The following is a 25,660-nucleotide window of genomic DNA, read 5'->3' as shown; positions in this document are numbered from 1 at the left end:
TGGAGGCATGGTTGAACTTGCCCAGACTCCCGGAATCTCGAGCTTCGGCATCCTCGGGATCGGCGCCCACCGCCCCGAACGGGTCGTGACGAACGACGAGATCTGCGAGCACATCGACTCGTCCGACGAGTGGATCTACACCCGCACCGGTATCAAGACCCGCCGCTTCGCGCGGCGCGACGAGGACGTCGTGGAGATGGGGGTGCTGGCCGGCCGCAAGGCGATCGCCAACGCCCTGCTCTCCGGGAGCGACATCGACGCGGTGATTCTGGCGACCAACACGCACCTGCTGCTGACGCCGGCCGGTGCCACCAAGATCGCCACCGAGCTGGGCGCCAACGGCGTGCCCGCCTTCGACGTGACCGTCGGCTGCGCCGGCTTCGGCTATGCGATGGCGCTGGCCGGAGACATGCTGCGCGGCGGCAGCGCCAGCCACATCCTGGTGATCGGCGCCGAGCAGCTCTCGGTGGCGCTCGACATGACCGATCGCACCAACTGCTTCATCTTCGGCGACGGCGCCGGCGCCGTGGTTCTCGGCCCCACGCCCACCCTGGAGGTGGGCCCGGTGGTCTGGGGCAGCGACGGCAGCCAGTACGACGCCATCCGCCAGGACATCGACTGGATCACCTTCCTCGACGGCGACGATCACCAGAACCGGCCGTACCTGCGCCTGGAGGGCACTGCGGTCTTCCGGTGGGCCGCCTTCGAGATGGGCAAGGCCGCCCAGCGCGCCCTGGACGTCGCAAAGGTCGACGCCTCGCAGGTCGACGTCTTCGTGCCGCACCAGGCCAACAGCCGAATCAACGAGTTGCTGGCCCGCAGCCTGCACTTCCCGGAGACCACCCGGATCGCGAACGACATCGAACACACGGGTAACACCTCGGCGGCCTCCATCCCGCTGGCCATGGAGCAGATGCTCTCGACCGGCGAGGCCAAGCCCGGCGACACCGCCCTGCTCCTCGGCTACGGCGCCGGCCTGAGCTACGCCGCCCAGGTGGTCACCATGCCACCCATCCCCTTCGAGTGACGATCCGTCGGCCGATCCTGCTGGAGTCCGATGACCGGATCCCAGCGGCCGCCGTCTGTCTGAAGCGGTATTACGGTGATCCGTTCCTATCCGCCGGCGCGTACTCCGGCGCCTGGTTCGACGAGTGGGACTCCACCCACACCCGGATGTCGGATGCAGACCGATTCACCGCCGACGACCTCATAGCGATCGAGTTCCTCTCGGTCCAGGCCGGACCATCAGCCACACGCGCTCTATTGCACGACGTTGCGGACCGGTTCAACGCGCTCCTGGCGGAGATCGGCGAGGACCGCGACCTCGCCGACGTCAGCGAACCGATCAACAAAGACTGGCCGGCCTGGCGTTTGGAGACCGCGCTGTGCAGCCTGCCTGGAATAGGACTGACGAAGGCGACCAAGCTGATCGCCCGCAAACGTCCCCGTCTCTACCCGATCTAGGACAGCGTCGTCGTCGACGTGCTCGAAACCCGGACTGCCCATCTCGCACCTATTCACGAAACCCTCCGCGAGGATCTCGGACTCAGGAGTCGCCTAGGCACGGCGAGGGAGGAAGCCGGACTTCCAGAGACGATCAGCGAGCTGAGGATTCTCGACGTCATCGCCTGGATGGAAGGCAAGAAATACTGGCCCAAGCCAGAGCACGAACTCCGGTAGCCATCCCTCGACACCGGCGTCAGACGCTTCAGTATCCGCACTGAATTCCTCTTGCCATAGCGGCAGATCAGGCGTAGGTTTGAAGTAGTAATCGAACATACGTTCTAGTTGCGGTCTTCGAGGACGAGGAGGGGCGATGAGTGCACGGGCGAGTGATTCGGCCGGCCGGCGGCCCGCCGAGCCGCGGCGCTGGCGCGACGCCGACCTCACTCCGCTGCACCTCGGCGCCAAGCTCGATCCCGGCGAGGATCCCACCTATCGCGAGCTGCGCGACGCCCAGCTCGACCGCGTTCAGCGTGTGCTGTCGACGTGCCGCGGAGAGTCGTACCTGATGTGGCTGCGCCTGGATGCCGCCGCCGATCTGCTGGTCCAGCACGGCTGCGACACCGACCCGACCGCGGCCGTCGACACCGCCGAGGCCACCCGGCTGCTGGAGCCGCGCACGCAACTGGCCGCGGCGCTGGCGACCGCGCTGTCCATCAGCCGCTTCCGCGCGGACACCCTGCTCGATCAGGGCGAGGCGATGCGCCACCGCATCCCCGAGTGCGGCCTGTTGCTGCGCGACGGCCTCCTGGAGCCCCGCGCCTTCGGTCGCCTGGTCTTCGAGACCGACGGCGTCACCGACGCCGCGCTGCTGGCCGAGATCGACCAGCGCATCGCCGACGCCATCCGCGCCTCCGGCCAGGTCGCGCCGCATGCCGCCGCCTCGCAGGCGCGCAGCATCGTCGCCCTCATCGACGCCGAGGGCGCCCGCACCGACCGCGAGCAGGCCAAGGACGACGTCGGCGTCACCGTGTTCTCGCGGCGCGGTGGCATGGCCACCCTGGAGATCACCGACAGCGCCGAGACCGTCGTCGCCGAAGAGGCCACGATCGACGCGCTGGCCGCCGGCGTCTGCCCCAACGATCCGCGCTCACGCCGGCAGCGTCGCGCCGATGCGGCCGCCGCGCACTTCGGTGCCCGCGCGTTCACCTGCCAGTGCGATCGCGACGACTGCACGGCCTGGATCCCGGCACCGGTCACCGGCGCCGGCGCCCAGCTCGTGGTGCACGTCATCACCGACGGCTCCACCCTGGAGGGCGGCGACAGCCGGGCCATCTCGGCGGCTACGGCACCATCGATGCCTCGCAGGTCCGCGACATCGCCGCGCGCTCGGACACCCGGATCCGCCCGCTGAATCTCACCGACCTCACCGGCCGCGCCGCCCAGCAGGCCGACCCGTACCGCCCGACGGCCGCCCTCGACGCCGTGATCCGCGGGCTGTTCCCCACCTGCACCTGGCCGGGCTGCGACCGCCCCGCCCATCGCTGCCAGCTGGACCACGTCACCGAATTCAACCACCGGAATCCGGAGGCCGGCGGGCCCACCTGCTACTGCAACCTCAATCCCAAGTGTCTCTTCCATCATCAGCTGAAGACCTTCGGCGACGGCTGGCTCGACGACCAGATCGTCGACGCCCACGGCGCCCTCTGGACCGAGGTCACCACGCCGCACGGCATCACCGTGCGCACCCGGGCCCTCAACACCTGGCTGCTGCCGAACCTGGGCCTGATCCCCTGCGGCCACGGACCGCCCACCGCACCCGGGACTACCGAGCCCGGCGACGAACCGACCCGCACGCTCACCCGCACCGAAGCGAAGCACGCCTACCGGCAGCGGCTGCGCGCCCGGAACCGCACCGAAGACCCGCCCTTCTGACCGATGGATGGCCCGGGATGAGGTCTGGGCTAGGGACGATATATGGGGTAGAGATGAAGTCATGGAACCCGAAGCCCCAGAACCCGAAGCCACAGAACCGGAAGTCTTCTTGACCTCGGACCTGGCGCGCGCCGCACGCGCTCTGACGAAGGTGTCGGCACAGGTGATCGCCGACAGCGCCGGCCTGACCCGCAAACAGGTGCGCGACTTCGAGAAGGGCAAGAGCCTGGGCAAGGGCAAGAAGGCACGGCTGCGCGAGGCACTCGAGCGCAACGGCGCCCTCTTCGTCCCCGAGGACGGTGTCGCGGGCTACGGCGTCCGCCGAATCCTCTCCCACGAACGGTTCATGAAGCTGAACACCTGGGAAGGCGAGGGCGGCAGCCTGTCCTGACCGGCAGGGGCGATACCGTGGACCGGTGAATTCTCCAGGGTCATCAGCGAGCACCGGGGCGTCAGCTAACACCATCGCCCGGGAAGTGAAGCGGCGCCGCACCTTCGCCATCATCTCCCACCCCGACGCCGGCAAGTCGACGATGACCGAGGCGCTGGCCCTGCACGCCCGGATGATCAGCGAGGCCGGCGCCGTGCACGGCAAGGGCGGGCGCCGCTCCACCGTCTCGGACTGGATGGAGATGGAGAAGGTCCGCGGCATCTCCGTCAGTTCCACCGCGCTGCAGTTCTCCTACGACGGCGAGCACAGCGGCGACGAACCGAACGTGATCAACCTGGTCGACACCCCCGGCCACGCCGACTTCTCCGAGGACACCTACCGGGTGCTCACCGCGGTCGACGCCGCCGTGATGCTGATCGACGCCGCCAAGGGCCTGGAGCCGCAGACCCTGAAGCTGTTCCAGGTCTGTCGGCACCGCGGTATCCCGGTGATCACCGTGATCAACAAGTGGGACCGGCCCGGCCAGACCCCGCTGGAACTGATCGACGAGATCACCGAGCGGATCGGCCTGATCCCCACCCCGCTGTACGTCCCGGTCGGCATCGCGGGTGATTTCCGCGGGCTGCTGGATCGCCGCACCGGCGACTTCATCAAGTTCACCCGGACCGCCGGCGGCGCGAAGGTGGCGCCCGAGGAACTGGTCGGCGCCGACGCCGCCCTCGACTCCGAGGGCGATGCGTGGATCGCCGCCGTCGAGGAATCCGAGCTGCTCGGCGAGATGGGTCAGGACCACGACCAGGAGATGTTCCTGGCCGGTCAGACCTCGCCGATGATCTTCACCTCCGCGATGCTGAACTTCGGCGTGCGCCAGCTGCTCGAGGCGCTGGTCGAGTTCGCCCCGGCCCCCGAGGGCCGCGCGGGCATCGACGGCGCCGAGCGCACGGTGACCGACCCGTTCAGTGCCGTCGTCTTCAAGGTGCAGGCCGGCATGGACTCCAGCCACCGCGACCGGCTCGCCTACATGCGGATCGTCTCCGGCGAATTCGAGCGCGGCATGGTCGTCACGCACGCCCAGACCGGCAAGCCCTTCGCCACCAAGTACGCCCAGGCCGTCTTCGGCCGCGACCGCTCCACCGTCGACACCGCCTATCCCGGCGACGTGGTGGGCCTGGTCAACGCCATGGCGCTGGCCCCCGGCGACACCCTGTTCACCGAGCCGAAGGTGCAGTACCCGCCGATCCCGTCGTTCGCACCGGAGCATTTCTCCTCGCTGCGCGTCACCACCGCCGACAAGTACAAGCAGTTCCGCAAGGCGATCGACCAGCTCGACGCCGAGGGCGTGGTGCAGGTGCTCCGCAACGACCTCCGCGGCGACGCCGCACCGGTGCTGGCGGCCGTGGGTCCCATGCAGTTCGAGGTGGTCACCGCGCGCATGAAGGCGGAGTTCAACGTCGACACGATCTTGGAGCCGCTCGGCTACTCGCTCGCGCGACGTACCGACGAGGCCAGTGCACCCGAGCTGGATCGCCAGCGCGGCGTGGAGGTGTTCACCCGCAGCGACGGCGCGATCCTCGCGCTGTTCGGCGACAAGTGGCGGCTGCAGTTCATCGAGAAGGAATTCCCCGACCTCGTCCTGGCCCCGCTGGTGGCCGCCGCCGACAACTGATGCGGCGCGCCCTCCACACCCGCTTGGGCCTGCCCGGGCTCGCCGTGATCGGTGTGCTGCTGACCGGCTGCGCCGACACCGGCGAGATGCCCGCCGAGCCCGCCGACGACCGCGCGGTGTCCTCCGCCCAGCCTGCGCCGCGCACCCCGGCACCCGCGCAGCGCCGCGGCCTCGAGGCCTGCGGCCAAACGCCGCCTGCCGGTCGTGTGGTGCGCAGCGGCTACGGCCTGGACTACTCCAGCGGATCGATTCACGTCGCCGTCACGCCGTACGCCGGTCCGGGCGCGGCGTGCGTCGAGTTCGCCAAGAGCGGTGCGGACGACCCGCAGGTGCCGCCGGACACCCTGCTGTTCACCTTCGCCGCCCCGAACGGCGAAGGCGCCCAAGTGGAGTTCGACACGGTCGCGTTGACCGGCGGCGTCCTGCCCCCGCTGGGCAACGGGTACGTCCCGAAGGTCGGCCCGCTCGACTACCCGATCAACGCGCGCGTCGGCGCGTCGATCGGCGGCACGTACTACTTCGCCGATCAGTGCGCGCTCCTGCTGCGCACGGTCACCGCCGAGGGCGCCAGCGGCCGGTTCGACTGTGCGGCCGCGGCGACGCGCGCCGCGAATCCGTTCGCGCCGTCCGACGACGTCGACTACAACCTCGACGACACCGTCCCGCCGCCGCCGACCGCCGTCTTGTCCGGTTGGTTCTCGGTCAAGCACTGACCGGGCCGATGTCGGCCGGGGTGCCGCCTACTGTCCGACGATCTGCGCCACGGCCATCGGGTCGACGTCGTCGAGCGTGGCCGGATCGAAGGCGGGGCTGCGGTCCTTGTCCACCAGGACCGCCCGCACACCTTCGATGAAGTCGTGCGTCGCGGTGATCTTCTCGGCCGCGCGCAGCTCCCGTTCCAGGCACTCCTCCAGCGACGACGACGCGCCCGCTTCCAGTAGCACGGCGGTGACCTGCAGGCTGGTCGGCGAGGCGGCCTCCATCAGGTCCGCGGCCTCTTGCGCCCAGTCGTCGCCGACGGCGCCGCGCAGGCCGCCGAGGAGGCCGGCCGCGTCCGCGCCGATCTCGAAGTAGCCGGCGATCTGCGTCAGCGGCAGGTCGGTGCTCACCGGATCGCGGTGGTCCTCCAGCGCCGCGCGCAGACCGAGCCCGGAGCGAATGGCCTCGGCCACGCCGTCGAGCCGGTCGGACGGCACGAAGTGCGTGGCCAGCCCCACCGCGACCGCGTCCGCGCCGCGCAGCCGCGCACCGGTCAGGCCCAGCCACAGCCCGACGCCGTCCGGCAGCCGCGGCAGGAAGTAGGTGGAGCCGACGTCCGGGATGAAGCCGATCGCGGTCTCCGGCATGGCGATGACGGCGCGTTCGGTCACCACGCGCACCTCGCCGTGCACGCTGATGCCGAGGCCGCCGCCCATCGCCGCGCCGTCGATCAACGCCACGTAGGCCTTGGGGTATTCGGCGATCAGCTGGTTGAGCCGGTACTCACTGGCGAAGTAGGTCGTGATGGCCGCGGCGTCGCCGTCCACCGCGCTCTCCCGGATGGCGCGGATGTCGCCGCCCGCGCAGAAGGCCCGCTCGCTGGCCGAGGTCACCAGCACCGTCTCGATGGCGTCGTCGTCGGCCCAGGCCAGCAGGGTGGCGTAGAGGTCGTCGATCATCGTCTGGTCGAGGGCGTTGAGAGCGCGGGGTCGGTCGAGGATGATCTCGCCGACGTCGCCGTGCACGGCGGTGCGGATATACGACATACCCCCAACGTTAGTGCCCCACTGGTGGACGGAAAACGGGTGGCCGGGACCAGAGGAGAGGCCGTAGCCTCGGTCCCACCATGTCTTCTTCTGCTCTGACCGCCGTCGGCCTGCACTTCGCGTGGCCGGACGGCGCGCCCGTCCTCGACGGCGTCGATCTGGCCCTCGGCCCCGGCCTCACCGCCTTGGTCGGCGACAACGGCGCAGGCAAGACCACCCTGCTGGAGATCCTCGCGGGCCTGCGTACGCCCGACGGCGGCACCGTTACCGCCGAGGGCCTCATCGCGCTGGTGCGCCAGGAGTCGGCGACCCCGGCGACGGCGTCGACGATCGCCGCTGCCCTCGGGGTCGCGGACAATCTGGCGGCGCTGGCCCGCATCGAGGGCGGCAGCGTGGACCCGGCCGACTTCGAAGCCGTCGGCGAGGACTGGGACCTCGCGGCCCGCGCCGTAGCCCAACTGGACCGGCTCGGCCTGCCGATCGACCTCGACCGCCCGCTAGACCGGCTCTCCGGCGGCCAGTTCCGCAGCCTGGCGCTGGCCCGGGCGCTGCTGTCGCAGCCCGGAGTGCTGCTACTCGACGAACCCACCAACGACCTCGACGCCGACTCGCGTGCCCGCCTGCACCGGGCGCTCGACGAGTTCGGCGGCAGCGTGCTCGTGGTGAGCCACGATCTGGAACTGCTCGATCGCGCCGGCCACACCCTGGAACTGCGCGAGGGCCGCGTGCGCGCCTTCGGCGGCAACTACACCCACTATCGCGAGGCGATCGACGCCGAGCTCGCGACGCACGCCGAGCAGGTGGCGACCGCCGCCGCCCAGGTGCGCCGCGAACAGCGCCAGTTCGACGACGCCCAGACCGCGCTGGCGCGACGTCGACGGACCGCCCAGCGCGCTCAGGCCGAGAAGCGGGTGCCGCCGATCGTCGCCGGTCTGCGTGCCAACAAGGCGCAGGTATCCGCGGGCAAACTCGAACGGGGACAACGGGATTCGGTGGCGAGTGCGCGGGCCGACCTGGCCGAGCTGCGCGCCGGCAATCGGCGTTCGGACACGCCGACGTTGCGACTGAACAGCCCGGACGTCGGCACCGGCACACAGGTGATCGTCGATCCGCGGCTGCCGATCACCGGCCCAGAGCGGGTGCTGCTGGCGGGCGGGAACGGTGCCGGGAAGTCCCGGCTACTGGCCGCGCTGACCGCCGACCCCGCCGCGATCGCGGTGCCCTATGCCTTTGTGCCGCAAGTGATCACCTTCGGCGACGAGGACCGCAGCGTGGCCGAGTCCGCCTACGAGTCGGCCGGGGGCACCGAGCCCGAACAGGTGCACGCGCACCTGGCCCGGTTCGGCTTCGTCGGCCAGAGTTCGCAGCGGCGTCTGGCCGATCTGTCCGGCGGCGAACGCCTCCGGGCGGGCCTGGCGGCCGCGCTGCTGGCCACCCCGGACCCGCACCTGCTGATCCTCGACGAGCCGACCAACAACCTGGACATCGCCACCGTCGAAGCGCTGGTGACGGCGTTGTCCGAGTGGACCGGTGCCCTGGTGCTGGTCTCGCACGACCAGGGTTTCGTCGACCGCGTCGACCTCCCCCGCACCGTCGTGATCAGCTAGGTCGACGGCCTACAGCAGGCAGCTGCCGCATTCGGAGCAGAAGACCGCGCCGGGCGGGTTCTGGGCCTGACAGCTCCCGCAGGCGCGGACCGCCGCGAGCGCGTGGCCGCAGTTCCCGCAGAACTTGCCGCCGCTGGTCTGCGACTGGCAGCCGGGGCAACGCGGAATGGACTGCTGCGCCACGTCGATGCCGTCGATCAACGACGTCTCGCGCAGCGCATCGCGCAACTGCGTGGTCCGGGCCTGCGCCTGCAGCTGGGCCAGTTCCTCGGACTGGATCGGCGTGCAGCGGGCGCACTGACCCACCTGATCGTTCCAGCAGACCTGTTCGCAGACCCAGTCGCCGCATCCGCGGCACTGGGTGAACATCGGCGAGATCTCGGTGACCGCCGCCCGCAGCGCCGCATCCTTCTCCGTCGAGTTGGTGCCGCGGTCGAGCGCGTTGCTCGCCTGGTAGGCGAGCGAACTGCCGCGGCCGCCGAGGAACCCGCCGACGCCGCGCAGCAGGGCCCCGCCCGTCTTGCGCATGCTGCGGCGGAAAGCGGATCGGTAGCCGTTCCCGCAGCGTTCGCAACGGAACTCGAACTGGTAGCCGTCACCGTTCGACAAGTCGCGATAGTTGTCGGTGAACGGGAGGGAGGACGACATCGACAAACCTTCCAAATGGGACGAAGTTCCCCCGATACTAACGGCTGCTCGTCACTCGAGCAGTTCGGCGGCGGCCATCCACTCCAGTTCGGCGACTTCCTTGTCCGCGAGCACCTGCTGCAGCTCGTCGTTCAGGGCGGCCAGGCGGTCGGGGTCGACGGCGGCGTCGATCATGGCCGCGTGCAGTTCGTCCTCCCGCTTACCGAGCTTCTCCATCTGTCGCTCGGCACGACTGACCGCCTTGCGCGCGGCCTGGTGTTCGGCCGGCGTCAAACCGGTGCTCGCCGGCGCGGCCGCGGCCTTGGTCGCACCCGCCGCCTTGGCCCGGCTGGTCTGCGCGTTGGCGTCGTCGGCCCGTCGCTCCAGGTACTGGTCGATGCCGCGCGGCAGGTTCGTCAGCTTGCCGTCGCCGAACAGGGCCCACGTGCTGTCGCAGATGCGCTCGATCAGGTACCGGTCGTGACTGATCACCACCAGCGTGCCCGCCCAGCCGTCGAGGATGTCCTCCAACTGCTGGAGCGTGTCGATGTCCAGGTCGTTGGTCGGCTCGTCGAGCAGCAGCACGTTGGGCTCGGCCATCAGGACGCGCGTGAACTGCAGGCGGCGCCGTTCGCCGCCGGACAGGTCCCGGATCGGCGTGCGCTGCCGGGCCGGCGAGAAGCCGAGCCGTTCGGCCAGCTGGCTGGCGGAGAGTTCCTTGTCGCCCACCATCACGTGCCCGGCCACCTCTTCGACGGCGTCGAGCAGGCGCAGGTCCTCGTCGAGGTCGTCGAGCTCCTGCCGCAGCCAGCCCAGCGACACCGTCTTGCCGACGATCCGGCGGCCCGGCGCCACCGGCACCTCGCCGGCCAGAGCGCGCAGCAGCGTGGTCTTGCCGGAGCCGTTGACACCGACCAGACCGATGCGTTCGCCGGGCGCCAGCCGCCAGGTGGTGTCCTCCAGCAGCACGCGCCCCTCGGCGCCGTCGACCGCCGCCGGTGCGCGCACCTGGGCGTCCTCCAGCTCGATCGCCACGCGGCCCAGTCGGCGCTTGGCGAAGGCCGACAGCGAGACGCTGTCCCGCGGGGGCGGCACATCGGAGATCAGCTTCTCGGCGGCCTCCACCCGGTACTTGGGCTTGGAGGTGCGGGCGGGCGGGCCGCGCCGCAGCCACGCCAGTTCCTTGCGTGCGAGGTTGCGGCGGCGTTCCTCGGCGGCGTCGGCCAGTCGCGACCGTTCGGCCCGGGCGAAGACCCAGTCGTTGTAGCCGCCCTCGTACGCGTCGACCCGACCCGAATGCACCTCCCAGGTGCGGTCGGCGACGGTGTCCAGGAACCAGCGATCGTGGGTCACCACCACCAGCGCGCTGCGCCGCGAGGTCAGGTGTTCGGCCAGCCAGTACACGCCCTCGATGTCGAGGTGGTTGGTCGGCTCGTCCAGGATCAGCAGATCGGCATCGGTGATCAGGGCCGCGGCGAGGGCCACGCGTCGCCGCTGACCGCCGGAGAGGGCCGAGACGTCGCGCTCAAGGAGCTCGTCGACGCCCAGTCCGGCCAGGATCCCGCGGATCCGCGCGTCGCCCGCCCACTCGTGTTCGGCGGTGCCCTCACCGAGGACCACGTCGAAAACCGTTGAGCCCGAAGGCAGTTCGCCGCGCTGCGTGACGGTCACCATCTCCAGGCCGCCGGTACGCGTGACGCGTCCGGAGTCCGGCTCGGTGATGCCCGCGATGATCTCCAGGAGGGTGGTCTTGCCGCCGCCGTTGAGGCCGACGACGCCGATGCGTTCACCTTCGTGCACGCCGACGCTCACCTCATCGAGTAGCGGCTTGATGCCGAAGCTCTTGCTCACCTTCTCGACGATCACCAGCGAGGTGTTGGTACCCGCATCCGCCGGACGCCGTGCCATGTTTCTCCGTTCGTTCTTGCCAGTAGTTTCGGGCGGGGTCAGCCGTGCGCCGGGATCAACCGCGCACCGGGCACCGGCCCGTGCGCGGTGCGCACCGCCTTGGCCACCCCGAGCCCGGATAGTTCGGCGGCCACCGCGATGGCCGCGTCGGCGTCGGCGCAGAGGAAGGCGCACGTCGGCCCGGAACCGGACACGATCCCGGCCAGTGCCCCGGCTTCCTTGCCGGCCCGCAGCGTGCGACGCAGCAGCGGCTGCAGCGACAGCGCCGCCGGCTGTAAATCGTTGTGCAGCAACGGCGCCACCGCGTGCACGTCCCCGGACGCCAGTGCCACCATCAGCTCGTCGGGCCGTTCCGGTGCCGGCACCGTCTCCCCGCGCCCGGCTCGCAGGCGGTCTAGCTCGTGATAGACCGCCGGGGTCGACAGCCCGGTCTTGGCCACCACCATCACCCAGTGCAGTTCCCCGCGCTGCAGCACCGGCAGCAGCTTCTCACCGCGGTTGGTGCCGAGCGCCGCGCCGCCGAGGAGGGCGAAGGGCACATCACTGCCGAGTTCGGCGGCGAGGTCCACGAGCGCCTCGCGTTCGATGTCGACTCGCCACAGGCGCGCCGCGGCCAGCATCGCGCCCGCGGCATCCGCGGAACCGCCGGCCATGCCGCCGGCCACCGGGATCTGCTTGGCGATCTCGATCGCCACGTTGGTATCGGACCGTCCGGCGTACTCCGCGACCGCGAGGACACCGCGCGCCGCGAGATTCGTCGGATCGGCGGGCACCTCGCCGGAACTCTCCCCGGTCACCGAGATCGTCAGCTCGTCGGCGGCACGCACCGTCACGTCGTCGTACAGCGAGACGGCACAGAAGACCGTGCTCAGTTCGTGGTAGCCGTCGTCGCGCAGCGGCCCCACGCCCAGGTGCAGGTTGATCTTGGCCGGCACGCGCGCCGTGGCCCCGCCCATCATCGGGAGCCTCCGGCCACGGAGGTCCCGGCGGCTTCGGCCAGGCGGACGAAGTCGGCGACGTCGAGCTTCTCCCCGCGGATCCCGGGGTCGATGTCGGCGGCCCGCAGCAGTTCCTCGGCGCGCGGTGCGCCGCCCGCCCATCCGGACAGCGCCGACCGCATGGTCTTGCGGCGTTGCGCGAAGGCGGCGTCAATGGCGGTGAACGTGGCGCGCCGATGGTCGGCGTCGGTGCCGAACTCGTCGCGGCGGTCGATGCGCACCAGCCCCGACTCGATCTTCGGCTCCGGCCAGAACACGTTGCGGCCCACGGCGCCGGCGCGTTTGACCGCGCCGAAGTAGCGGGCCTTGACGCTGGGGACGCCGTAGATGCGGCTGCCGGGATCGGCGGCGAGGCGGTCGGCCACCTCGGCCTGCACCATCACCAGCGCGGTCTTGATGGTCGGGAAGTGCGCCATCAGGTGCAGGAGCACCGGCACCGCCACGTTGTAGGGCAGGTTCGCCACCAGTGCGGTCGGCGTGACCGGAAGCTGTTCGGGCAGCACGGTCATCGCGTCCGCGGTCACCACGTCGAAGTCGGCGCGCCGCGTCGGAGCGAATTCCTCGATGGTCTGCGGCAGTCGCGCGGCCAGTACCGGATCGATCTCGACGGCCACCACCCGACCGGCGGTCTGCAGCAGTGCCAGGGTCAGCGAACCGAGGCCGGGGCCCACCTCCAGCACCACATCGTCGGGTCCCACGCCGGAGACAGCGACGATGCGGCGCACGGTGTTCGCGTCGTGCACAAAGTTCTGCCCGAGCTGTTTGGTGGGTCGGACGCCGAGTTCGGCGGCCAGGCCGCGGATCTCGGCCGGACCGAGGAGGCGCACGTCGGACGAATCAGTCACCCGGTCATTGTCCCTGGTGCGTCAACCCGCGTGTGCGGCGGGCGCGCGTCAGCGCAGGCCCAGGCGGGAGGTGCAGCTCGGCCAGGCGCCCCAGCCCTGTGCGGCCTGGGTCTTCTTGGCGATGGCGATCTGCTCTTCGCGGGTGGCCAGGTCGGCGCGCGGCGCGTACTCGAGGCCGCCCCAACGCTCCCAGGTGCTCTGGTTGAACTGCAGGCCGCCGTAGTAACCGTTGCCGGTGTTGATGGCCCAGTTGCCGGTGGCCTCGCACTGCGCCAGCGCATCCCACACGCCGTGGGGCACGTGCGGCGCGCCCGGCTTGGTGCCGATCCGGACGGTGGCGGGCTTCGGCTCCACGAGCACCTTCTCGCCCAGCTTCTCGCGCTTGGTGACCTTGCCGTCGACGGTGGTCACCTTGTAGGTCACGTCAGCCTTGCCCGGGGTGCCCGGCTTCTCGACCACCTTGCGGTCGCGGACCAGGGTGGGGTCCTTCTTGGTGATCTCCGGCGGGGCGACCTTCTCGGTGACGGTCTTGTCCTCGGTGCGGATCCGGGTGACCTTGACGGTCATGTCCTTGCTGACCGGGGTGTCGGCGGCCGGGAACACCTTGTCGGTGGGCGCCAGCGGGTTGCCGGTGCGTTCGAAGAGCTCGCGCACGGTCTTCGCCGCGACGACGGTGCGCTCCTTCTTGCCCGCGTCCACCACGACGACCGGCTTGGGCAGCGTCACGTCGAGGTCGGCGCCGGCCACCGGGACCTGGTGGTCGAGCGCGGTGGTGACGGCGGCGGAGGTGAGGCCCTGTTCGGCGAGGATCTCGCCGACGGAGTTCTTGTGCGTGGTCACCAGTTGCACCTGGCCGTCGAGGTTGAGCTCCACCTGCTTGAGGCGGTCGATGCTCAGGACCTGGCCGTTCTGCGGGGAGCTGTCGAGGGCGGCGCTCACCTTGTCGCCCGAGGCGGGCTCGATGCCCTGCTCGTTGAGCAGGTCTTCCACCGAGAACGCCATCGTGGAGACTTCGCGGGTCTGTCCGTCGACTGCCAGCGTCAGTTCCTTGTGCATCACCATGCCGGTGACGCCGCCGCCGGCGAGGGCGACGAGGAGTGCACCGGTGACGGCGCGAGCGCCCACCGAGCGCGTGGCATTAATACGCTGAAAAACAGACAAAACGAAGCTCCTGCACACAAATCCGCCCTACCGTCCCGAACGATGGGGTCACAGCACGGTAACGAAAAGGGGTGTGTTATTGCAACGGTAAGCCGTACGCCCGTCGTGCATTGGCGCCCAACGCCACCGCGAGTTGCTCCGCCGAATCGCCACGCACCTGCGCCAACGCCCGCGCCGTGTAGGGCAGGCAATACGACTGATTCGGCTGGCCACGGTAGGGATGCGGGGTCAGGAAGGGTGCGTCGGTCTCGACCAACAGCTGATCCTGCGGCACCAGTGACGCCGCCTCCCGCAGGGACGCGGCATTAACGAAGCTCACAGTGCCCGCGAAGCTCAACAGGTAGCCGCGGTCGATGCATTCGCGAGCGATCGCGGCGTCGCCGGAGAAGCAGTGCATGATGACCGTTTCCGGGCTGCCTTCGGCGGCGAGGATGTCGAGCAGGTCCCGATCGGCCTCGCGATTGTGGATCATCAGCGGCTTGCCGCTGCGCTTGGCGAGATCGATGTGCCAGGCGAAGACGTCCTTCTGCGTCGCCGGATCGGCGCAGGTGTCCGAATGGACCGTCCAGTAGTAGTCCAGTCCCGTCTCGCCGACGGCCACCACGCGATCGTCGGCGACCATCTCTTCGAGTTCGGCACGGTTCTCGTCGTTCAGGTCCGCGGCGTGCGTGGGATGCAGGCCCACCGCCGCGAACACCCGCGGATCCCAGTGCGCCGCCGCCACCGCCCACCGGGCGTCGACCATGTCGTCGGCCACGGTCACCACCTGCCCCACCCCGACCCGCTCGGCGTGATCGACGATCTCGATCACCGTCTCACGCGTGCGACCGCCACAGGCGGCGAGGTGGGTGTGCGCATCGACCAGGCCGGGCAGCGGCTGCGGGTCCGGCGGCGGCTGGCGCCGCTTGCGCTTGCGGATCTCCTTCGCCGACAGGCCCGACGTCTCGCTGTCGGTTCCGGATTCGTTCACAGTTCCCGGATCGTTCACAGGTCCACCGTCCCGGAGATCACAGTGCGGGTGCGGCCGCCGACCCAGATGTGCGCGCCGTCGTCGACGATCTGCACCCGACCGGTCCGCCCCAGCGCGGTGCCCTGGGCGGCGACGTACCGCTCGGGCACAGCACCGGTGCCGCGCAGCCAGACCGCCAGGCCGGCGTTGAGACTGCCGGTGACCGGATCCTCGGGCACCCCCGTGCCGGGGGCGAAGGCCCGAACTTCGTAGTCGGCGTCACCCGGACCCGGGCTGCCTTCGGCGGCGCGCCACGGACCGATCAGGCCGACGAAGTCGTCGGGTGCGAAGGCCGCCAGGTCCGGCGTCACGTCCAACACCCGCTGCCCGTCGGTCAGCAGCAGCCCCAGCCACGGCGGACCGTTGTCCACCCACTGCGCCGCCACCACGTCGCTGCGCCGCAGGCCACAGGCCGCGCGCACGCGCTCCAGCGTCTGGGCGTCGGGTTCCCCGGTGCGCAGCAGGTTCGGCGCGACGAAGGCGAAGCGATCGTCACCGTCGACGGTCACCGCGACGTTGCCGATGCCGCACTCCTGCACGATTCGGCCCTCGTCGGCGGGCCGCCCACCGGTGGACAGCCAGGCATGGGCCGAGCCCAGCGTCGGATGTCCGGCAAACGGCAGTTCGCCGCCCGGCGTGAAGATCCGGAGTCGGTAGTCGGCGGCCGCATCGACGGGTGCGCACACGAAAGTGGTCTCGGACAGATTGGTCCACCGCGCGAAGCGCGCCATGTCGTCGTCGGTCAGTCCGTCGGCGTCGAGTACCACGGCCACCGGGTTCCCGGTGGCGACGCCGGTGCCGAAGACGTCCACCTGTACAAATCTGCGCACGCTCACAGGGAGCAAGGATAGGGCAGGACAGGTAGCGTTCATCTCGTGCTCGGATTGCCTGCCCAGATCACCGTCGCGCTCTTCGACCTCGACGGAGTCCTCACCACGACCGCGACCGTGCATTCGGAAGCGTGGCGTCGTGCCTTCGACGCCTTCCTGGTGGCGCGTGCCGCCGACGGCGGCGGGCCCGGCGAGGACCTGCGACCGTTCGCCGACCGCGACTATCTCGATCATGTGGACGGCCGCCCCCGCCTCGACGGCGTGCGCGGATTCCTCGCCTCGCGCAGCATCGTGGTCGACGACGCCGCTGTGGAAGCGATCGCCGAAGCCAAGAACACCGAGTTCCTCGCCACCCTGGCCCGCGACGGCGTCACCGCCTACCCCGGCTCGGTGCGCTACTTGAACGCCGCCCGCGAGGCCGGGCTGCGCATCGCGGTGGTCACTTCCAGCAAGAACGGTGCCGCCGTCCTCGAGGCCGCCGGCCTGACGTCGTTCGTCGAACACCGGGTGGACGGCAACACCATCGTCGAGGAGCAGCTGCGGGGTAAGCCCGCACCGGACTCGTACCTGCGTGGCGCCGAACTGATGGGCGTCGCACCCGCGGAAGCGGCAGTCTTCGAAGACGCGATCTCCGGCGTCCAAGCCGGCGCCGCCGGACACTTCGGCTACGTGATCGGCATCGATCGCGTCGGCGGACCCCAGGCGGAGAACATGGCCACCGCGGGCGCCGACGTGGTCGTCACCGACCTCGACGCGCTCCTGTCCCACTGACCACGAGGAGTCTCCATGGCTGACCTGCACGGCAACCTGACCCACACCACGCACGGCGACACCTCCAGCCACACCGACCCGACCAACGTGCCCCATCACGGCGTCCATCCGGTGCACGGCTTCGACGTACACCCGTGGCAATTGTGCTGGCGCGGTTGGGATATCGACCAGATCGGTCGCACCGAGAGCCTGTTCGCGCTGTCGAACGGGCACATCGGACTGCGCGGCACCTTCGAAGAGGGCGAGCCCGTGGAGCAGCCGGGCACCTACCTGAGCGGCTTCTACGAGAAGCGCGCCCTGCCGTACGCCGAGAGCGGCTACGGCTATCCCGAGGCCGGCCAGACCGTGGTGAACGTGACCGACGGGAAGATCATCCGCCTGCTGGTGGAAGACGAGCCGATGGATCTGCGCTACGGCCGCACCGTCGACCACGAGCGGGTCCTGGACTTCCGCACCGGCACGCTGCGTCGCAGCACCCTGTGGACCTCGCCGACGGGCCGAACCGTCCGGATCCGCAGCGAGCGGCTGGTGAGCTTCACCAAGCGCACCATCGTGGCCACCCGGTACGAGGTGGAGCCGATCGGTGAGGACATGAGCCTGGTGCTGCAGTCCGACCTGCTGGCCAACGAGCCGGTCCCGCTGCCCGGGAACGACCCCCGGCTGGCCGCCGCACTCGACCAGCCGTTGGTCTCCGCGCTCGCCGACAGCACCGACACCAGCGCGGTCCTGGTGCACCACACCAAGCGTTCCGGGCTGACCGTCGCCACCGCGATGAGCCACGAGCTCGACGCCCCGGGAAACGCCGACGTGACTATCGGGGCCGACGGCGATCTCGCCCGGATGACCGTCGCCGCGCACGTCCCGCAGGGCAGCCGCCTGGTGCTCACCAAGTACGTCGCCTACGGGTGGTCGGCCCGACGCAGCGTGCCCGCGCTGCGCTCGCAGGTCGAGGCGGCGCTCGCCATGGCCGCCGAAACCGGTTGGGAGGCACTGAAAGCCGAACAGGTCGAGTACCTCGACGAGTTCTGGCGCGACGCCGACATCGAGGTCGACGGCGATCCGGAGGTGCAACAGGCCATTCGGTTCGCGCTCTTCCACGTTCTCCAGGCCGGCGCGCGCGGCCAGTCCCGCGCCATCCCGGCCAAGGGCCTCACCGGTCCCGGCTACGACGGCCACACCTTCTGGGACACCGAGAGTTTCGTCCTGCCGATGCTCACCTACACCGTCCCGGGCGCCGCGGGCGAGGAGTTGCGCTGGCGCCACTCCACACTCGGCCAGGCCAAGGCGCGCGCGGCCGAACTCGCCCAGCAGGGCGCGATGTTCCCGTGGCGCACCATCGAGGGCGACGAATGCTCCGGCTACTGGCCGGCCGGCACCGCCGGCGTGCACGTCTCCGCCGACATCGCGAACGCCACCGCGCGCTACATCCGCGCCACCAACGACGAGGGCTTCGAGATCGAGTGCGGCACCGAGCTTCTCGTGGAGATCGCCCGCTTCTTCGCCGGCTTCGGACACCACGACGTGAACGGCAACTTCCGTATCGACGGCGTCACCGGCCCGGACGAGTACACCGCCATCATCAACAACAACCTGTTCACCAATCTCGCTGCGCAGCAAACACTTCGGGACGCGGCGTGGACCGTGGCACGACAGCCGGCCGTGGCCCGGGACCTCGGGGTGACCGACGACGAGGTGGCCTTCTGGCACTCGTGCGCCGACAACATGACCATCCCGTACGACGAGGCCGCCGGCGTGCACCAGCAGAGCGAGGCCTTCACGCTGCTCGATCGCTGGGACTTCGACGCCTCCCTGGGTCGCTACCCGCTGCTGCTGAACTACCCGTACTTCGACCTGTATCGCAAGCAGGTGGTGAAGCAGGCCGACCTGGTCTTCGCGACCTACCTGTTCGGCGATGCCTTCACGCAGGCCGAGAAGCGCACGATCTTCGACTACTACTACCCGATCACCGTGCGCGACTCGTCGCTGTCGGCGTGCTGCGAATCGGTGTCGGCCGCCGAGGTGGGCTACCTCGACCTCGCCTACGACCTGATGTGCGAGTCGCTGTTCACCGACCTGCACGACCTGCACAGCAACGTCGTCTCCGGCCTGCACATCGCGGCCCTGGGCGGCGCCTGGACCGACTGCGTCGCCGGCTTCGGCGGCATGCGCGACTTCGGCGGCCACATCACGTTCGCACCGCGGCTGCCGTCGCACCTGAACTACATGTCGTTCCGGATGATGGTCCGCGAGTCCCGCATCGTCGTCGCCATCGACACCGACAGCGCGACCTACCGTCTGCTCGACGGACCACCCATCGAACTCGCGCATCACGGTGAACCGTTCACGCTCAGCGACGCGCCGGTGACCCGGCCGATCGCCCCCATTCCCGAGCAGACGCCACCGCTGCCGCCGATCGGGTGCGAGCCCTACCGTCGGACGAGCTGAAGCGCACGCAAGCGAGCCCGACACCACCGGTATCCTTCTACTCACTATGCGTCCTGCCTTCTACGTCACCACGGCCATCGCCTACCCGAACGGCGCGCCCCACATCGGGCACGCCTACGAGTACATCTCCGCCGACACCCTGGCCCGCTTCAAACGACTCGACGGATACGACGTCCTGTTCCTCACCGGAACAGACGAGCACGGCCAGAAGATGCAGCAGACCGCGGAGGCCGAAGGCATCCCCACCGGCGAGTTGGCGCGACGCAACTCCGATCGTTTCCAGGCACTGCAGGAGCGCCTGGGCTCCAGCTTCGATCGGTTCATCCGCACCACCGACGCCGACCACCATCGCGCCTCCGAGGAGATCTGGCGCCGGATGTCCGAGCGCGGCGACATCTACCTGGACTCCTACTCGGGTTGGTACGACGTCCGTGACGAGAACTTCGTCAACGAGGACGACACCACCGTCGACGACGACGGCAACCGCGTGGCCACCGAGAACGGCCACGTCCTGACCTGGACCGAGGAGGAGACCTACTTCTTCCGCCTCTCGGCCTACCAGGACAAGCTGCTCGAGCTGTACAAGACGCAGCCCGACTTCATCGGCCCGGACGTGCGCCGCAACGAGGTCGCCAGCTTCGTGGGCGGCGGCCTCAAGGACCTGTCGGTCTCGCGCACCACCTTCGACTGGGGTGTGCCGGTGCCCGACGGCGACGGCCACGTGATGTACGTGTGGGTCGACGCCCTCACCAACTACCTGACCGGCGCCGGTTTCCCCGACGATCCGGAGACCTTCGCCCGGTTCTGGCCCGCCGACCTGCATGTGATCGGCAAGGACATCATCCGGTTCCACTGCGTGTACTGGCCGGCGTTCCTGATGAGCGCGGGCATCGAGCTGCCCAAGCGCGTCTTCGCGCACGGCTTCCTGTTCAACAACGGGCAGAAGATGAGCAAGTCGCTCGGCAACGTGATCGACCCGGGCGTGCTGCTCGACGAGTTCGGCGTCGACCCGGTCCGCTTCTTCTTCCTGCGCGAGGTGTCCTACGGCCAGGACGGCTCGTACTCGGCCGAGGCCATCGTCGCCCGCACCAACGCCGATCTGGCCAACGAGTACGGCAACCTGGCCCAGCGCACGCTGAGCATGATCGGCAAGTACTTCGACGGCACCCTCCCGGCGCCCGCCGAGCTCACCGACGCCGACCGGGAACTGCTGGCCACCGCCGACGGCCTGCTGCCGATCCTGCGCCAGCACTTCGATGCCCAGGCCATCCACCTCGGCCTGGAAGCGCTGTGGTCCACGCTGGCCGCGACCAACCGCTACATCTCCGCGCAGGAGCCGTGGAAGCTGGCCAAGACCGATCTGGAGCGCACCGGCACCGTCCTGTACGTGTGCGCCGAGGTGATCCGCATCGTGACGCTGCTGGCGCAGCCGGTGATGCCGACCTCCACCGGAACCATCCTGGATCTGCTGGCCGTGTCCGACGACGACCGCGAGTTCGCCGCCGCCGGGAACCGCCTGCAGCCCGGCGTCGCGCTGCCCAAGCCGAGTCCGGTCTTCCCGCGCATCGAGTTGGCCAAGGACGAGTGAACGCGGCGTCGGCGCTGGATCTGTTCGGCGCCCTCGCCGATGCGGCCGACGCTGCGGGGCGACCGGGTCCGGCGGCCCTGATCGGCGATTGGTGCGATGCCGAGGCGGTGATCGCGCCGTCGATCGAACTGGTCCCCGGGCTGCGGCCGCCCGACCGCCCCGACCGATTCTGGTTGGGCTACTTGGGTTTTCCCGTGCGCGGCGAGCAGGGCCCGCTCCCGCCGGCGGTCGGCGGTCTGACCGACGGGATCCTCGTGCTCCGCGACGGCCGGTGGTCGTGGGAGAGCCCGGTCGGAGCGCCGCTCCCCGACTGGCTGCCGCCGTTGTCGGCGGGCGCGCCCGCGCCGCGGTCCGCATGGTCGACGTCGTGGACGCCCCCGGAACGCGCACCGCACCTGGCCGCCGTCTCCTCGTGTCTGGAGGCGATCGCCGCGGGCGAGGTGTACCAAGCCTGCATCTGCACCCGCTTCACCGGTCGTCTCGACGGCGCACCACACCGCTACTTCGCCGATCTCGCCGCCGCCACAAAACCCGCGAAAGCCGCCTTCCTGCACGGTGATTGGGGCACGGTGGCAAGCCTGTCACCGGAGACCTTCCTGTCCCGGCGCAGCACCACCGTGACGTCGTCGCCGATCAAGGGGACCGTGCCGCGCAACGTGGACCCGATGGTGTTGGCCGAGTCCGGCAAGGACATCGCCGAGAACGTGATGATCGTCGACCTGGTCCGCAACGACCTCGGGCGCGTGGCCCGCACCGGCACGGTGCGCGTCCCCGAACTCCTCACTGTGGTCGGCGCCCCCGGCGTGTGGCATCTGGTGTCCACGGTCGCCGCCGAGCTCGACGACGCCGTCGGCAACGACGCACTCCTGGACGCCGCGTTCCCGCCGGCGTCGGTCACCGGAACGCCGAAAATCCGTGCCGCCGAACTCATCTCGGAGTGGGAAGCCCAGCCCCGCGGTGTCTACTGCGGCGCCGTCGGGATCGCCGGCCCGGACGGCCTCCTCGATCTCAACGTCGCGATCCGCACCGTATCGATCACCCCGGACGGCGCGCTGACCCTCGGGGTCGGCGGCGGCATCACCTACGACTCCGACCCGGCCGCCGAATGGCAGGAATGCCTCGACAAAGCGGCGGCCATCCTGGCCCACACCCGCTCGAACTAGCCTCGGGCTTTCATCGCTGAATTCGGCCGACGTGCGGATTTCATGAAGAACGGTGCTCTGACCTGCAATAATCGTTGTTACGACACGACAATCACACGCAGGACGAGGAGCACCTTTCTGGTGAAGAACCGGCGGTGTCAAATCGTGGAAGCAACGTTGTCTTTGAGTAGGCGTTCGAAGGCTTCCCTCGGGGTGTAGAAGCCCAGGCATTGGCGTGGCCGCTCATTGAGCTCGCGGGCGATCGCTTCCAGGTAGAGCTGTCGACGACGCGTGAATACTGACCCCCAGACGACGGGTGAATGTTGACCCCCTTCGACACTCTGGAGGGTGTGATTTCTGTGGAAGATTGGGCCGAGATCCGTCGGCTGCACAAGGCCGAGGGACTACCGATCAAGGCGATCGTCAGGCGGACCGGTGTCGCCAGGAATACGGGCTCTTCGTATCTGAGAGTGCGTAGGTGAGGTTCGGGACGAGCGCGGGCGACCACAACATGTAGGCGGGCCCTGGGTGTGAGAATGAAGGCTCTGACACAAACTTCTCGCCACCACAGGACCCATGAACGAGCCTACTTGCCTCATCGCTGACACCATCTGCCGAACCGTCGAACTCGGCGTCACGATCACCGGGGCTGCCGTCGACGCCGAGGACCGGACCCACATATTCTGCGAGGTCCTCGACCCCGATCGCCGATGCCCGGACTGCAATATGGCAGGTCAACCACGCGATCGGGTCGCACGGGTCCTGACCGACACGCCCGCTGCCGGCCATCCAGTCCTCTTGCACGTGGCGGTTCCGCGGTTCGTGTGCCACACCAGCGACTGCTCCAGGTCGGTCTTCCACGCGAGGATCGATCACATCGCCAGGGCGCGAGCAGTGGTCACGAACAGGACGAAGCGCTGGATCGTGCAGCGCATCGTGGTCGACAAGATGAGCGTGGCCGCAGTCGCCGCCAACCTCGGTATCGCCTGGAGAACGGTCAATACCATCGCCACAGACGCCGCTCGCGCCCTGGTCTACAACGGCGACCACCTCGACGGTGTCCGCTGCCTCGGCGTGGACGAACACAAATGGAAACACGTTCGCGGACAAGGAGATTCGAGTTTCGTCACGGTCTTGATCGATCTGACCACGGTCATCGACGGGACCGGCCCCGCGCGCCTGCTCGACATGATCGGCGGACGCTCCAAACACGTCCTCAAGACGTGGATGGCCGCCCGAGACCAGCAGTTCCGGGATCGGACCTGAGTTGGACCTCTTTAGTGCCTGGATTTGAGGGCGTCGAGGATCGCTGTGGCGTCGGCGTCGAGTGGCGTGCGGGCGGTGATTTGGTGGCCGTTGACGTCAACGACGACGGTGTGAATGCGGCGTAGGTGTTGGATGATCTTCTTGATCGAGTAGCCGGTCGCGTTCTGAAGGTCGCGGGCGATCGCGAGGGCGGCGAATACGATGGTCAGGTGGGCTTCGATGGAGTCGCGGCGGCGGTGGAAGATTGGTCGGGCGGCTAGGTCGGATTTGGCCATCCGGAATGATTGCTCGACTCTCCAGAGGTCACGGTAGGCGGCCACGATGGTGTGGCCGTCCATGGTCGCTGGGTCGATGTTGGTGACGTAGCCCTTGAACCCGGCAGCGTCACGGGCTCGCGCAACGAGATCCTCATCGACGCCCACTTGTTTTCCCGAGACGGTGACGAATCGCTGTTTCTTCAATGATTCGGATTTGTCGGCGACGCGTTGGGCTCGTGCGACCTGGGCGTTGAGGGTTCGGTTGTCGCGGCGGTAACGCTCGAACGAGTAGTGCCACACCACTCGGCGGTTTCGCTGGTGAGGTCCCTGTCCCATCTGTCGGGTCAACTCGACCACTCCGTCGTCGGGTACGTGGGTGCCCTTGACGCCGAAGTGTTCTTCGAGTTCTTTGGGTGCTTTGGAGGTACGCGAGGCGACGATGAACTCCAGGCCGGCGTCCTCGAGAGCATTGAGGTTGGCCGCCGACAGCATGCCGGCATCGGCGACGACGATCATGTTCTTGATGCTGTGGCGTGTCTGGAAGCCTGTGACAACGGGGATCAGTGTCGTGGTCTCGGCCTTGTTGCCCTCGAAAACATGCACGTCTAGGGGGAATCCGTCACGGGCCACGAGCAGGCCGACGGTGATTTGTGGGTCGACCCGGCGTTCCTTGCTCATTCCGACTTTGCGGAGACGATCTTCGTACTCGGCTTCGAAGTACAGGGTGGTCAGGTCGTAGAGAACGACCGCGACACCAGGGCCGCCGTCGGCGGTCACGTGCGCCCAGCATGCTGCGGCGATCTGGGAACGGTAGTCACGTTCAGCGCAGCGGGCCAGCGCGCGTTTGATACTGGACAGGTGCGGGGCGGTCACGCCTAGCTCGGCAACGACGCCGATCGTGTCGAGTTTGCTCGTCGGTTCCACGAGCCGCGCTGCCACCAAAGTGCGGAAGGTGTCGTCGCCGACCTGATCGAAGCCCAGGCGCGCATAGGCGTCGGTGAGCGTATTCCAGAGCAGCTCACTGCGGTGCGCGGCAATAATTGCGTCGGTGCCACCGGCCGCTGGCTGCGCGAAACCCAGTCCGATCTCTTCTTGACCTGAATTGATCTTGGTTTTCGCGGTAGCGATCAGCGCCGCCAACTCGTCCTCGGAATGGGCCGACCCGAGGTGCTCGAGGATCTTGCGGCGACCGTGAACGGTCTGGGCGATCTGGACCGCGGTCGCCCCCGAAGCCGTCTTCACCTTACGAACATACGGAGGCACCCACCGAACATACCCGACCATTTAGTGCCCGAAACTGACCACCCGAACAGCCCTGGCCTGCACCGATCCAAGAACCGCCCCCGAAAATCAGCTCAGGAGGTCCAACTCAGGTCGGATCAAGGTCGTGGCGATGGACGGATTCACCGGCTACAAGAGCGCTACCACCGAAGAACTCCCCGCCGCTCGGGTGGTGATGGATCCGTTCCACGTCGTACACCTGGCCGCGAGCAAACTCGACCAGTGCCGGCAACGGGTCCAGCAGCAGGTATGCGGGCACCGGGGGCGCAAAGACGACCCGCTCTACACGATCCGCCGGATCCTGCATACCCGCACCGAACTCCTCACCGACAAGCAGAAGATCCGCCTGTTCGAGTCACTGACCAGTCACGACGACCATGTCGCTGTCGAGATCACCCACCAGATCTACCAACAGCTGATCGCCGCCTACGAACACCGACACCGCCGCGAGGGCAAGAAACTCATGTACAAGATCCTGCGCCGTATCCGCACCGGACTACCCGCCGGACTGGCCGAGCTGGCCCAACTCGGACGAAGCCTATGGAACCGGCGCGCCGACATCCTGGCCTACTTCGACACCGGCGTCTCCAACGGACCCGTCGAAGCCATCAACGGACGCCTCGAACACCTCCGCGGAATCGCCCAAGGCTTCCGCAACCTCGACCACTACATCTTGCGGTCCCTACTCCACTCCGGTCAGCTCGCCGAAAGGGTCAACGCACTCTGAAAAACGAAGAGCCGGATA

The 25,660-nt window shown here is 68.9% G+C and carries 20 protein-coding genes and 5 pseudogenes; 15 read left to right on the top strand and 10 right to left on the bottom strand.

Annotated elements, in window-relative coordinates:
- Positions 1 to 7: 7 nt before the first annotated feature.
- The 7 genes and pseudogenes from MUG78_RS09905 to MUG78_RS09875 all read left to right on the top strand — a co-directional run bounded on the left by MUG78_RS09905 (position 8) and on the right by MUG78_RS09875 (position 6,148).
- Complete coding sequence (locus MUG78_RS09905) at positions 8 to 1,027, top strand: beta-ketoacyl-ACP synthase III (RefSeq protein ID WP_246994355.1); 1,020 nt, start codon at positions 8 to 10, stop codon at positions 1,025 to 1,027.
- A pseudogene (locus tag MUG78_RS09900) lies at positions 1,024 to 1,680 on the top strand (DUF6308 family protein). Before MUG78_RS09905 ends, MUG78_RS09900 begins: the two are co-directional and overlap by 4 nt.
- A 136-nt stretch (positions 1,681 to 1,816) precedes the next feature.
- A complete protein-coding gene (locus MUG78_RS09895) occupies positions 1,817 to 2,857 on the top strand; it encodes a DUF222 domain-containing protein (protein WP_246994353.1) in 1,041 nt (346 codons plus the stop codon).
- A gap of 71 nt (positions 2,858 to 2,928) precedes the next feature.
- Positions 2,929 to 3,378 carry a hypothetical protein gene (locus MUG78_RS09890; RefSeq protein WP_246994351.1) on the top strand — a complete coding sequence of 150 codons (450 nt, stop codon included), beginning with the start codon at positions 2,929 to 2,931 and terminating at the stop codon, positions 3,376 to 3,378.
- A 61-nt stretch (positions 3,379 to 3,439) separates the two neighbouring features.
- On the top strand, positions 3,440 to 3,769 hold the full coding sequence (locus tag MUG78_RS09885) for a hypothetical protein (protein ID WP_246994349.1): 330 nt from the start codon (positions 3,440 to 3,442) through the stop codon (positions 3,767 to 3,769).
- 25 nt (positions 3,770 to 3,794) lie between these two features.
- Positions 3,795 to 5,435, top strand: a complete 1,641-nt coding sequence (locus tag MUG78_RS09880; RefSeq protein ID WP_372493182.1) for a peptide chain release factor 3 — start codon at positions 3,795 to 3,797, stop codon at positions 5,433 to 5,435.
- Complete coding sequence (locus tag MUG78_RS09875) at positions 5,435 to 6,148, top strand: hypothetical protein (protein ID WP_246994347.1); 714 nt, start codon at positions 5,435 to 5,437, stop codon at positions 6,146 to 6,148. The genes MUG78_RS09880 and MUG78_RS09875 overlap by 1 nt, the downstream gene beginning before the upstream one ends.
- A gap of 27 nt (positions 6,149 to 6,175) precedes the next feature.
- On the opposite strand, the gene MUG78_RS09870 is transcribed toward MUG78_RS09875, so the two are convergent.
- Positions 6,176 to 7,180: an enoyl-CoA hydratase/isomerase family protein gene (locus tag MUG78_RS09870; protein ID WP_246994345.1), complete on the bottom strand. Its 1,005-nt coding sequence runs from the start codon at positions 7,178 to 7,180 to the stop codon at positions 6,176 to 6,178.
- An 80-nt stretch (positions 7,181 to 7,260) separates the two neighbouring features.
- Here MUG78_RS09870 and MUG78_RS09865 point away from each other — a divergent pair, with 80 nt between their 5' ends.
- Positions 7,261 to 8,787, top strand: coding sequence for an ATP-binding cassette domain-containing protein (locus MUG78_RS09865; RefSeq protein ID WP_246994343.1), 1,527 nt, complete (start codon positions 7,261 to 7,263; stop codon positions 8,785 to 8,787).
- Positions 8,788 to 8,796: 9 nt separating this feature from the next.
- On the opposite strand, the gene MUG78_RS09860 is transcribed toward MUG78_RS09865, so the two are convergent.
- From MUG78_RS09860 to MUG78_RS09830, 7 genes are all read right to left on the bottom strand, one after another.
- Positions 8,797 to 9,435, bottom strand: coding sequence for a zinc ribbon domain-containing protein (locus MUG78_RS09860; RefSeq protein ID WP_246994341.1), 639 nt, complete (start codon positions 9,433 to 9,435; stop codon positions 8,797 to 8,799).
- 51 nt (positions 9,436 to 9,486) lie between these two features.
- Positions 9,487 to 11,322, bottom strand: coding sequence for an ABC-F family ATP-binding cassette domain-containing protein (locus tag MUG78_RS09855; protein ID WP_246994339.1), 1,836 nt, complete (start codon positions 11,320 to 11,322; stop codon positions 9,487 to 9,489).
- A 38-nt stretch (positions 11,323 to 11,360) separates the two neighbouring features.
- Positions 11,361 to 12,281, bottom strand: coding sequence for a 4-(cytidine 5'-diphospho)-2-C-methyl-D-erythritol kinase (locus MUG78_RS09850; protein ID WP_246994337.1), 921 nt, complete (start codon positions 12,279 to 12,281; stop codon positions 11,361 to 11,363).
- On the bottom strand, positions 12,278 to 13,165 hold the full coding sequence (gene rsmA, locus MUG78_RS09845) for a 16S rRNA (adenine(1518)-N(6)/adenine(1519)-N(6))-dimethyltransferase RsmA (protein WP_246994335.1): 888 nt from the start codon (positions 13,163 to 13,165) through the stop codon (positions 12,278 to 12,280). The genes MUG78_RS09850 and rsmA overlap by 4 nt, the downstream gene beginning before the upstream one ends.
- A 48-nt stretch (positions 13,166 to 13,213) precedes the next feature.
- Positions 13,214 to 14,326, bottom strand: coding sequence for a resuscitation-promoting factor (locus MUG78_RS09840; protein WP_246994333.1), 1,113 nt, complete (start codon positions 14,324 to 14,326; stop codon positions 13,214 to 13,216).
- Positions 14,327 to 14,402: 76 nt separating this feature from the next.
- Positions 14,403 to 15,296, bottom strand: a complete 894-nt coding sequence (locus tag MUG78_RS09835; protein ID WP_246994331.1) for a TatD family hydrolase — start codon at positions 15,294 to 15,296, stop codon at positions 14,403 to 14,405.
- Between the two features lie 14 nt (positions 15,297 to 15,310).
- Positions 15,311 to 16,207, bottom strand: coding sequence for a PhzF family phenazine biosynthesis protein (locus MUG78_RS09830; RefSeq protein WP_246994329.1), 897 nt, complete (start codon positions 16,205 to 16,207; stop codon positions 15,311 to 15,313).
- A 3-nt stretch (positions 16,208 to 16,210) separates the two neighbouring features.
- Here MUG78_RS09830 and MUG78_RS09825 point away from each other — a divergent pair, with 3 nt between their 5' ends.
- The 4 genes from MUG78_RS09825 to MUG78_RS09810 are packed head-to-tail and all read left to right on the top strand — an operon-like array spanning position 16,211 to position 22,132.
- Complete coding sequence (locus MUG78_RS09825) at positions 16,211 to 16,936, top strand: HAD family hydrolase (RefSeq protein WP_246994327.1); 726 nt, start codon at positions 16,211 to 16,213, stop codon at positions 16,934 to 16,936.
- Between the two features lie 15 nt (positions 16,937 to 16,951).
- The gene (locus MUG78_RS09820) at positions 16,952 to 19,381 is read left to right on the top strand and encodes a glycoside hydrolase family 65 protein (RefSeq protein ID WP_246994325.1); all 2,430 of its coding nucleotides are present in this window, start codon (positions 16,952 to 16,954) and stop codon (positions 19,379 to 19,381) included.
- Positions 19,382 to 19,427: 46 nt separating this feature from the next.
- Positions 19,428 to 20,969 carry a methionine--tRNA ligase gene (metG, locus tag MUG78_RS09815; protein WP_246994323.1) on the top strand — a complete coding sequence of 514 codons (1,542 nt, stop codon included), beginning with the start codon at positions 19,428 to 19,430 and terminating at the stop codon, positions 20,967 to 20,969.
- Positions 20,966 to 22,132, top strand: a complete 1,167-nt coding sequence (locus tag MUG78_RS09810; protein WP_246994321.1) for an aminodeoxychorismate synthase component I — start codon at positions 20,966 to 20,968, stop codon at positions 22,130 to 22,132. The genes metG and MUG78_RS09810 overlap by 4 nt, the downstream gene beginning before the upstream one ends.
- Before the next feature lie 137 nt (positions 22,133 to 22,269).
- On the opposite strand, the pseudogene MUG78_RS18495 reads toward MUG78_RS09810, so the two are convergent.
- Positions 22,270 to 22,392: pseudogene (locus MUG78_RS18495) on the bottom strand (IS30 family transposase); the annotation flags it as partial.
- A 69-nt stretch (positions 22,393 to 22,461) separates the two neighbouring features.
- Here MUG78_RS18495 and MUG78_RS09805 point away from each other — a divergent pair.
- Both MUG78_RS09805 and MUG78_RS09800 read left to right on the top strand, forming a co-directional pair.
- A pseudogene (locus MUG78_RS09805) lies at positions 22,462 to 22,563 on the top strand (helix-turn-helix domain-containing protein); the annotation flags it as partial.
- Positions 22,564 to 22,687: 124 nt separating this feature from the next.
- Positions 22,688 to 23,371, top strand: a pseudogene (locus tag MUG78_RS09800) (helix-turn-helix domain-containing protein); the annotation flags it as partial.
- A gap of 17 nt (positions 23,372 to 23,388) precedes the next feature.
- On the opposite strand, the gene MUG78_RS09795 reads toward MUG78_RS09800, so the two are convergent.
- A complete protein-coding gene (locus MUG78_RS09795; RefSeq protein WP_443669987.1) occupies positions 23,389 to 24,897 on the bottom strand; it encodes an IS1634 family transposase in 1,509 nt (502 codons plus the stop codon).
- Positions 24,898 to 24,940: 43 nt separating this feature from the next.
- Here MUG78_RS09795 and MUG78_RS09790 point away from each other — a divergent pair.
- Positions 24,941 to 25,642: pseudogene (locus tag MUG78_RS09790) on the top strand (ISL3 family transposase); the annotation flags it as partial.
- Positions 25,643 to 25,660: the final 18 nt, after the last annotated feature.

It is taken from the genome of Gordonia alkaliphila (genome assembly GCF_023017165.1).
GTDB lineage: Bacteria > Actinomycetota > Actinomycetes > Mycobacteriales > Mycobacteriaceae > Gordonia > Gordonia alkaliphila.
This window is presented reverse-complemented; position numbering and strand designations above follow the sequence as displayed.